Consider the following 7,226-nt stretch of genomic DNA (forward strand, 5'->3'; position numbering starts at 1 on the left):
TTTGCCTTAATATTTCTGAATCATTCGCCTATGGACACACTGATGGACATAAAGCGACAGTTTATTGGTTCGGCCACTGGCCTGAGGAGCCGTATTCTACATGCCAAACCTGTGAAAACCTAGTCATGCCTGTGGTTTTCAGTGCGGCCCGGTGGTTTTCAGTATGACAAGTAAAGTTGAAACTCGTATGGTAAAACAGATTATTCTTGCTGTAGAACCTTAATCGTATCGGGAGGTAAACCAATTTGTAACACAACAGGCTGGTATGCTTGCAGATTATCCCAATACGCAGCAATCTTGCGGGCGATGAAGAAACCGGCAAATCCACCGCCAATCCCTCCTAAACATATCGATAACTGGTCAGCCGTCCAAGACTGGAAAAGCGCACCTCCCAAAAATAACCCCAATAATGGCGTTAAATAAACAAGCATTGCTGAACGTAACAAACTACTTTCAGGGATGCCCACTTCGACCTTCTGCCCCGGTTGAAGGGGCTGGGAGATTTCCAATTCCAACTGATGGACGCTTTCTGGCCCTATTTTTTCCAGTAAATAAGAGCCACAGGCGGCTTTTGCCTGACAACTGCCACAACCTGAGGATGAGCCGTAACTCAATAATGCCCGGCCTTTTTGCCACCGGACAACCGTCGCCCATTCTTTAACCATCAGTTTTCTCCCGTAAACGTCACGCTTACCGCAATCCGCTTCGCTGTTGCGAAAGGCAGTTCACCAATGACTGTAATGCTATTTTTACCTCTGACCAAAGTATAAACCGTTCTCCTGCCTTGCCGAAATGGTTGTTCATCAACGGCCTCTTTGTTTGAGTTCACGATATTTACAGAGAAATTAAATAACCCGTCACTATACATGATGGATTCTAACCATTCTGTCTCTGACAGCTTACGGTTGTTACGGGAAATTTCTTTGAAACCTTCAGGCATATTTCCAACCTGCCAATTAAATTTCAATTTTTCGGAAGGCGGAATGAGCAACATGGGCGGTAATTTCAAATCAGTAATGGCCCTCAGTTCTTTTTTAATGTAGCCATTCACTATTGATGACACGACACGAAATTGTTCAATGACTGTTGTATTATCCTGATCCAAAAGATAAATCAGCAAAGGGAGATGGCTTTTCTCGTCAATCAGAAGGTTATAGTTATAGCGGGATTCATCTTTCGATATGATGCGTACAAAGCTCACTGGATGATCGCCAATGTGCGTACTACCCGCATCAATGAAACGATAAAACTTCTGCAATTGTGCAAAGTTGGCAAAAATAATCGGTGGGAGATAGTCGACAATATGGTTGCCACGCAAGCTGAATGAATCCAGACCTGGCTCATAATAGCTGATTTGTTCCCCGCGCTGGATAATTTCTCGGCGCGAACCATCCATCTGTATGATTTGAGCAATGGGCTGACCATCAATAATGGCATGACGATAACGCAAGGGAACAAGGAATTGTTGCTCTAAATTGATGAAACCAAGCTCATAATCCAGCGTTTGTACGGCATTACTCATATCCTGCAACAAAGCCTCGGCACCGTTTTGCTGTGCCGAGGCTTTTAAAGGATTTAACAGGCTACTCGCCAATAAAAAAATGAAAAACCAAATACGTTTCATTAATCTTAGTGTTGTTGTTGCTGTTGTTGTACCTGCTGCACCTGCACTCCAAGAGGCTGATTAGCCTGTGTAATCCCATAATTTTTATCGGAGTGAATGCGTCGGGCAAGTTCATACTGCTGCAACATCGCATCAATTCGTTTACTGCTTTCCCGAACTTGCATGCTCAAGTCACCACCAAGGCTTTCATCATCGACTGAAGTAGCTAAACCGACGGATGAAGTAGACCCCATTACAGGCAATGTATTGAAGACCGGTGCATCAAATTGAGTCTCCGCTTCAATACCGCTATCACTATTATATTGCTGAACACCAATAACCACGGCCAAAGATACACATGCAGCAACACCAATTTGTGTAATCTGGCTTGTCCATGGGCGAATCTTATTCCAGAATGAAATTTCTGCCCATGTTTCAGGTTTTGGCTGAGACTCCAGCACAGCCGCTGGATTAATATGGATAGCTTCCTTCTCAAGCGCCAGTGCTACTTGACTCGCGATATCCAGATGCAACACTTCCCCCACATCACCACGCAGCACATCACGGACAAGATGATACCTTTCCCACTGTTTCTGCATGACTGCATCTTCAGAGGCCAAATGAATTACTTCACTATCAAGAGCTTCTCCATCCATTAATGCAGAAAGTTTCTCTCTTTGCATGCCAAAGTACCCTTAAATATTGTTTTGTCCCACTACTGTTGGATTAGTGGTTGAATTTTATTATCAATAGCTTCCCTTGCCCGGAAAATTCGTGAACGCACAGTGCCTACAGGACATTCCATGATGACGGCTATTTCTTCATAGCTCAACCCATCCAACTCCCTCAACGTAATCGCTACCCGCAAATCTTCCGGAAGCGATTCAATAGTACGGAAAACCACTGCCTTCAATTCTTCAGACAACATTAAGTTCTCAGGGTTCGAAATTTCTTTCAATGAACTTGGCGTATCATAATTTTCTGCATCGTTAGCATCCAAATCATTAGATGGAGGACGACGCCCCTGAGCAACTAAATAATTTTTCGCAGTGTTAACAGCAATACGGTAAAGCCACGTATAAAAAGCACTATCACCACGGAAAGAAGAAAGCGCACGATAAGTCTTAATAAAAACCTCTTGAGCAACATCAGGAACGTCACCTTGAGGTACGTAACGAGCAATCAGGCTCGCCACTTTGTGCTGGTATCTCATCACCAGCAAATTAAATGCTTTTTGGTCGCCTTTCTGGACCCGTTCAATTAGCATTTGATCCGTTAACTGCTCGCTCATCCGAGGTTCACTCTCCTGAGGTAAAACTCCACATTTATACTTATTAAACCACTATGATGTCCTGCTTTCTCGAACAAGCATGATTTTGAGTATCAATTTACTGTGAAGTTCAACTTTGGCCGCAATTTTATATTACAACCACCGGTTATTCTGTATTGCACTTCTTCTATACCATTAATCTTTCAAGCGATTTATTTTTAATAACGTTCACTTATCGCCGCATTGCAGCTCGAAATTTATTGGGCATATGGGGTATATATAGTACAAATCATAGTCTCTATTTCACAGTACACGCGATTTTAATTCGAGATAAAAGCAAGTATTGCCCTACTGCACAGCAAAATCAGCTTCATCGTCTAAGTCATTCTAACCTTATCAATAATAAAGATAAAAATCTGTTACCAACTGGCGAAATTCGTCTGAATATGCACCATCCAAGGCACGAATCGTTAATTCACTCACCTGAGTTTCCTGCTCTTGTAGGGATAATCCCAGCAACAAACGGTGCAACGGCTTATCCGACCTGTCACGAATATTGACACGTACATGGGTAAACCATCCCAAATTCACCGCCATCTTTTCAAATTGTTTACCAATGCCATAAGGCAATACCACACAAAATAATCCCGTCGGTTTAATCAATTCTCGTACACACGCCAATAATCCCTGATGAGTCAATGACTCCGTATAGCGGGCTTGATTGCGTGCTTCGTTCCGGCATGCAATGGCGGGTTCAAAGTACGGGGGATTGCTGACAATTAAATCATATTGAGGATTATTCTGCTGTACATGTTGTCGCACCAGTTCATGTATATCCTGCTGGTATACCGTAATACGCGAAGGCCACGGTGATTGTTGCACATTATCAACCGCCTGCATTGCGGCAAAAACATCCAGTTCCACCGCATCAATAACGGTATGTTCTTCAGTACGCTGGGCTATCATTAAAGCAATCAAACCACTGCCACATCCGATATCCAGACAGCGATTCCTGTTATATACTGGCGCCCAGGCTCCCAATAACACACCATCCGTCCCGACTTTCATCGCACATTTATCATGTCCAACAAAAAACTGTTTAAATGTAAAACCACCGCGGCGAAAAGCGGGTTTATATATCAATGCCATGAGTCATATCTGCTGAAATAAAAATTCGTCATAGCATAAATCTTATGGCCCGCGGATAAAAGCAACCTGCTCATGAGATGCTTTTATAGGATGAAGAATGTGACTAACCTGTTTATAATCGGCGGCCCAAACAGAGGTATATGATGACTGCAACAAACTTTTCCGAATTCGAACTTGATGAATCCCTGCTTGATGCACTGAACGATAAAGGCTACGAACGCCCGACAGCGATTCAGGAGGCAGCCATTCCCGCTGCCATGGATGGGCGTGATGTACTTGGCTCAGCACCCACCGGTACAGGCAAAACCGCCGCTTATCTGCTGCCGGTACTACAACATTTACTGGATTTCCCTCGTAAAAAATCGGGGCCACCGCGTATCCTGATTTTGACTCCCACCCGTGAATTGGCAATGCAGGTTGCAGAACAGGCAAAAGAATTTGCGGCCCACACCCATCTGGATATCACCACAATCACTGGCGGTGTTGCCTACATGAATCACGCAGAGGTATTCAGTGAGAATCAGGATATTGTTGTCGCAACGACTGGACGTCTGCTGCAATACATAAAAGAAGAAAACTTCGACTGCCGTGCAGTGGAAACACTGATCCTTGATGAAGCTGATCGCATGCTGGACATGGGATTCGCCAACGACGTCGAAACCATTGCGGGTGAAACTCGCTGGCGCAAACAAACGCTGTTATTTTCCGCAACGCTAGAGGGTGAATCCATACGTGATTTCGCCGAGCGTCTGTTAACCGATCCTGTTGAGATCGATGCAGAGCCTTCTCGCCGCGAACGCAAGAAAATTCAGCAATTTTATTATCGGGCCGATACGTTAGAGCATAAAACAGCCTTGCTGTGTAACCTTCTCCAGCAGCCTGATGTGACAAAATCCATTGTTTTTGTGCGCAAACGTGAGCGTGTACGCGAGCTTGTTGATTGGTTGAGCCAAGCGGGAATTCAGGCCTGTTTCCTTGAAGGTGAAATGGTACAAGCCAAGCGCACAGATGCGGTGAAACGCCTAAATGATGGCAAAGTCAGCGTGTTGGTTGCAACTGATGTTGCTTCCCGTGGATTAGATATTGAAAACGTCAGCCACGTCTTTAACTTTGATTTACCTCGTACTGCGGATGTCTACCTGCATCGTATTGGCCGTACTGCCCGCGCAGGCCGCAAGGGAACTGCCATTGCATTAGTTGAATCTCACGATCACCCACTGCTTGGGAAAATCAGCCGTTATCTCAACGAGCCTATGAAAATTCGGGTCGTAGATGAACTTCGCCCGCAAACCAAAGCGCCAAGTGAGAAAAAGAGCTATAAACCGTCCAAAAAGGTGTTGGAAAAACGCAAAGAGAAGAAAAAAGTCGAAGATTTGAAGAAGGTAAAACGAGTGAAAGTTCGCCATCGTGACAGCAAAAACATCGGTAAACGTCGTACCTCTTCTGGCAATCTTAAACCAGAAGTGACTGAATCTAGCAACGATTAATTATCAGAATACGGGCGAAGTTATTGAATGACTTCGCCTCTTTCACCCTTCCACACCAGATAATCCACTCACTCCGGGCATTACACCCTGTACTGCTGTTCACCTCTCTGTGATGTGATTTGCTGATAAGCTTCCTCAAATTGCTCTCTGATTGCAGGATCATCCATCGCCATTGCCAATGTTTGCAAAGAGGGTGCTTGCAAGGAAAGCGTATCCTCATCTATACCATCTATACCATCTATACCATCTATACCATCTATACCATCAGTTGACGCCAACATGGTATTGCCATTATTTAACCAAGGTTTCTGATCCGTCATCAGCTCCAGCACGGCCTCCAAAAAATGTGCTTTAAATGAGCGAAATCCATATCGATGAGGCAAAGCATCCCATATGCTTCCCAATTCATACTTAAGCTCTATTTTGTGTCCCATAGGTTTAGGCGTTGACAATATTTCTTGCAAATTCCCCAGCCAATCATGCTGGACGGCATAGTGGCGTATCAATCCGTTATTTGCCAATTCACGAGCTACTTCAGGTGATACCCCTATATGCTTCAGTGTGGTATCTGAGACACCAACGGAATTATAAATGACCGCTGGTTTTCCTGTCACCAGCGCAGCCACCGTTGCCAATCCGCCCCCTAATGAGTGCCCGGTGAAAATCACATTTTCACCAAATGTCTTTAACGCCTTATGCGCCAACTCCACAGCTTGATTATATTGTTCTTCTTTGTAACCAATCCCCTGACGAATGCTTACCATGAAATCTTGCAACTCATTCGACCCAGTGAAAGAGACAATATATAACCCTTTATTTTGGTACACTCCGGCTTGAAACCCTGTTGAACTATCATTCAAAGTCTTGGGATCAATGCCTGCTTTTGCTAAGTCATCATTGGACAGACGCACATAATCGCCAATTCCTAAACTTCTTTGTCGATAAACATCACGAGTAACCAGTGTCAGAGCATAATCGATCAGTTGAGATTGCTTGCCCGCAATATCATTGGCTTTCAATCCGGGCGATGCCATCGCACTGGCATTTAAATCATTGACCAATGATTGATAGAGTGCATTAACTTGCTTGGTATTTTCTGAAAATGAGATGGCTGGGGCGGAAACTTGAGCCGCTTTGTCTAGTGGCGACGGTGCAGGGGAATTGGATTGATGCAGAGAATTTCCTTGTAATGAATAGATCCCTAATTCACTGAAAGAATTGGCATTTACTGATAAAGTCATAAAATTCTCCTACAGATTGTTCAGGTTAGGTGTAATTTAAAAAACCCTAATTATCTATCGGCAGAATTTTTAACATATTTAAAACAATTTTAATTTTTAATTAACAAAATTAAAATCCATGTAGTAAACGAGGATTAACAACTATATCTTACGTCTTTCAAACTGCAACTTGATACCTATTGAGTATAGAATTGCAATTAACCTCATTCCGTGAATATTTAATTTGTAAATATTACTTTCTGGTCAAATTAATCAGGATTTCCAAAATAAATTAATTCCACTTCACACATTACCCATAATAAATACTGACACACTTTCATATTTAAATATCAATCCAACCTCTACTCTTAGTAATTCGCCCATTTTCTGCCATACTGCGCCTTGAAATTCATTGGGTATAAAAAAGAAGTGACGGGCTATGATTTAAAGAAAAATGACATTGAGATAAATGACTTATATGGACACCGACTTAATTC

7 protein-coding genes are annotated in these 7,226 nt (G+C 43.2%); 1 reads left to right on the forward strand and 6 read right to left on the reverse strand.

Going from position 1 to position 7,226, the window contains the following annotated elements; translation table 11 throughout:
- Window positions 1-200: 200 nt before the first annotated feature.
- From rseC to trmN, 5 genes are all read right to left on the reverse strand, one after another.
- The gene (rseC, locus tag H8A87_RS01895) at window positions 201-665 is read right to left on the reverse strand and encodes a SoxR-reducing system protein RseC (RefSeq protein ID WP_198688322.1); all 465 of its coding nucleotides are present in this window, start codon (window positions 663-665) and stop codon (window positions 201-203) included.
- The gene (gene rseB, locus H8A87_RS01900) at window positions 665-1,624 is read right to left on the reverse strand and encodes a sigma-E factor regulatory protein RseB (protein WP_198688323.1); all 960 of its coding nucleotides are present in this window, start codon (window positions 1,622-1,624) and stop codon (window positions 665-667) included. Before rseB ends, rseC begins: the two co-directional genes overlap by 1 nt.
- Window positions 1,625-1,629: 5 nt before the next feature.
- Complete coding sequence (gene rseA, locus H8A87_RS01905) at window positions 1,630-2,286, reverse strand: anti-sigma-E factor RseA (RefSeq protein ID WP_198688324.1); 657 nt, start codon at window positions 2,284-2,286, stop codon at window positions 1,630-1,632.
- 32 nt (window positions 2,287-2,318) lie between these two features.
- Window positions 2,319-2,894, reverse strand: a complete 576-nt coding sequence (gene rpoE / locus H8A87_RS01910; protein ID WP_198688325.1) for an RNA polymerase sigma factor RpoE — start codon at window positions 2,892-2,894, stop codon at window positions 2,319-2,321.
- A gap of 375 nt (window positions 2,895-3,269) precedes the next feature.
- The gene (gene trmN / locus H8A87_RS01915; protein ID WP_198688326.1) at window positions 3,270-4,022 is read right to left on the reverse strand and encodes a tRNA(1)(Val) (adenine(37)-N(6))-methyltransferase TrmN; all 753 of its coding nucleotides are present in this window, start codon (window positions 4,020-4,022) and stop codon (window positions 3,270-3,272) included.
- Window positions 4,023-4,165: 143 nt separating this feature from the next.
- On the opposite strand from trmN, the gene srmB reads away from it, so the two are divergent.
- Entirely contained in the window at window positions 4,166-5,509 is a 1,344-nt protein-coding gene (gene srmB, locus H8A87_RS01920) for an ATP-dependent RNA helicase SrmB (protein WP_198688335.1), read from the forward strand.
- 80 nt (window positions 5,510-5,589) lie between these two features.
- Here the strand turns inward: srmB and H8A87_RS01925 are convergent, their stop codons facing one another.
- Entirely contained in the window at window positions 5,590-6,750 is a 1,161-nt protein-coding gene (locus tag H8A87_RS01925; RefSeq protein WP_198688327.1) for a phospholipase, read from the reverse strand.
- Window positions 6,751-7,226: the final 476 nt, after the last annotated feature.

Origin of the sequence: Xenorhabdus lircayensis (assembly GCF_016306625.1) — a bacterium.
Taxonomy (GTDB): domain Bacteria; phylum Pseudomonadota; class Gammaproteobacteria; order Enterobacterales; family Enterobacteriaceae; genus Xenorhabdus; species Xenorhabdus lircayensis.

Excerpts from the sequence above, each read along its gene's own strand:
- rseC (WP_198688322.1), bottom strand. The coding sequence starts at position 665 with ATGGTTAAAGAATGGGCGACGGTTGTCCGGTGGCAAAAAGGCCGGGCA.
- rseB (WP_198688323.1), bottom strand. The coding sequence starts at position 1,624 with ATGAAACGTATTTGGTTTTTCATTTTTTTATTGGCGAGTAGCCTGTTA.
- rseA (WP_198688324.1), bottom strand. The coding sequence starts at position 2,286 with ATGCAAAGAGAGAAACTTTCTGCATTAATGGATGGAGAAGCTCTTGAT.
- rpoE (WP_198688325.1), bottom strand. The coding sequence starts at position 2,894 with ATGAGCGAGCAGTTAACGGATCAAATGCTAATTGAACGGGTCCAGAAA.
- trmN (WP_198688326.1), bottom strand. The coding sequence starts at position 4,022 with ATGGCATTGATATATAAACCCGCTTTTCGCCGCGGTGGTTTTACATTT.
- srmB (WP_198688335.1), top strand. The coding sequence starts at position 4,166 with ATGACTGCAACAAACTTTTCCGAATTCGAACTTGATGAATCCCTGCTT.
- H8A87_RS01925 (WP_198688327.1), bottom strand. The coding sequence starts at position 6,750 with ATGACTTTATCAGTAAATGCCAATTCTTTCAGTGAATTAGGGATCTAT.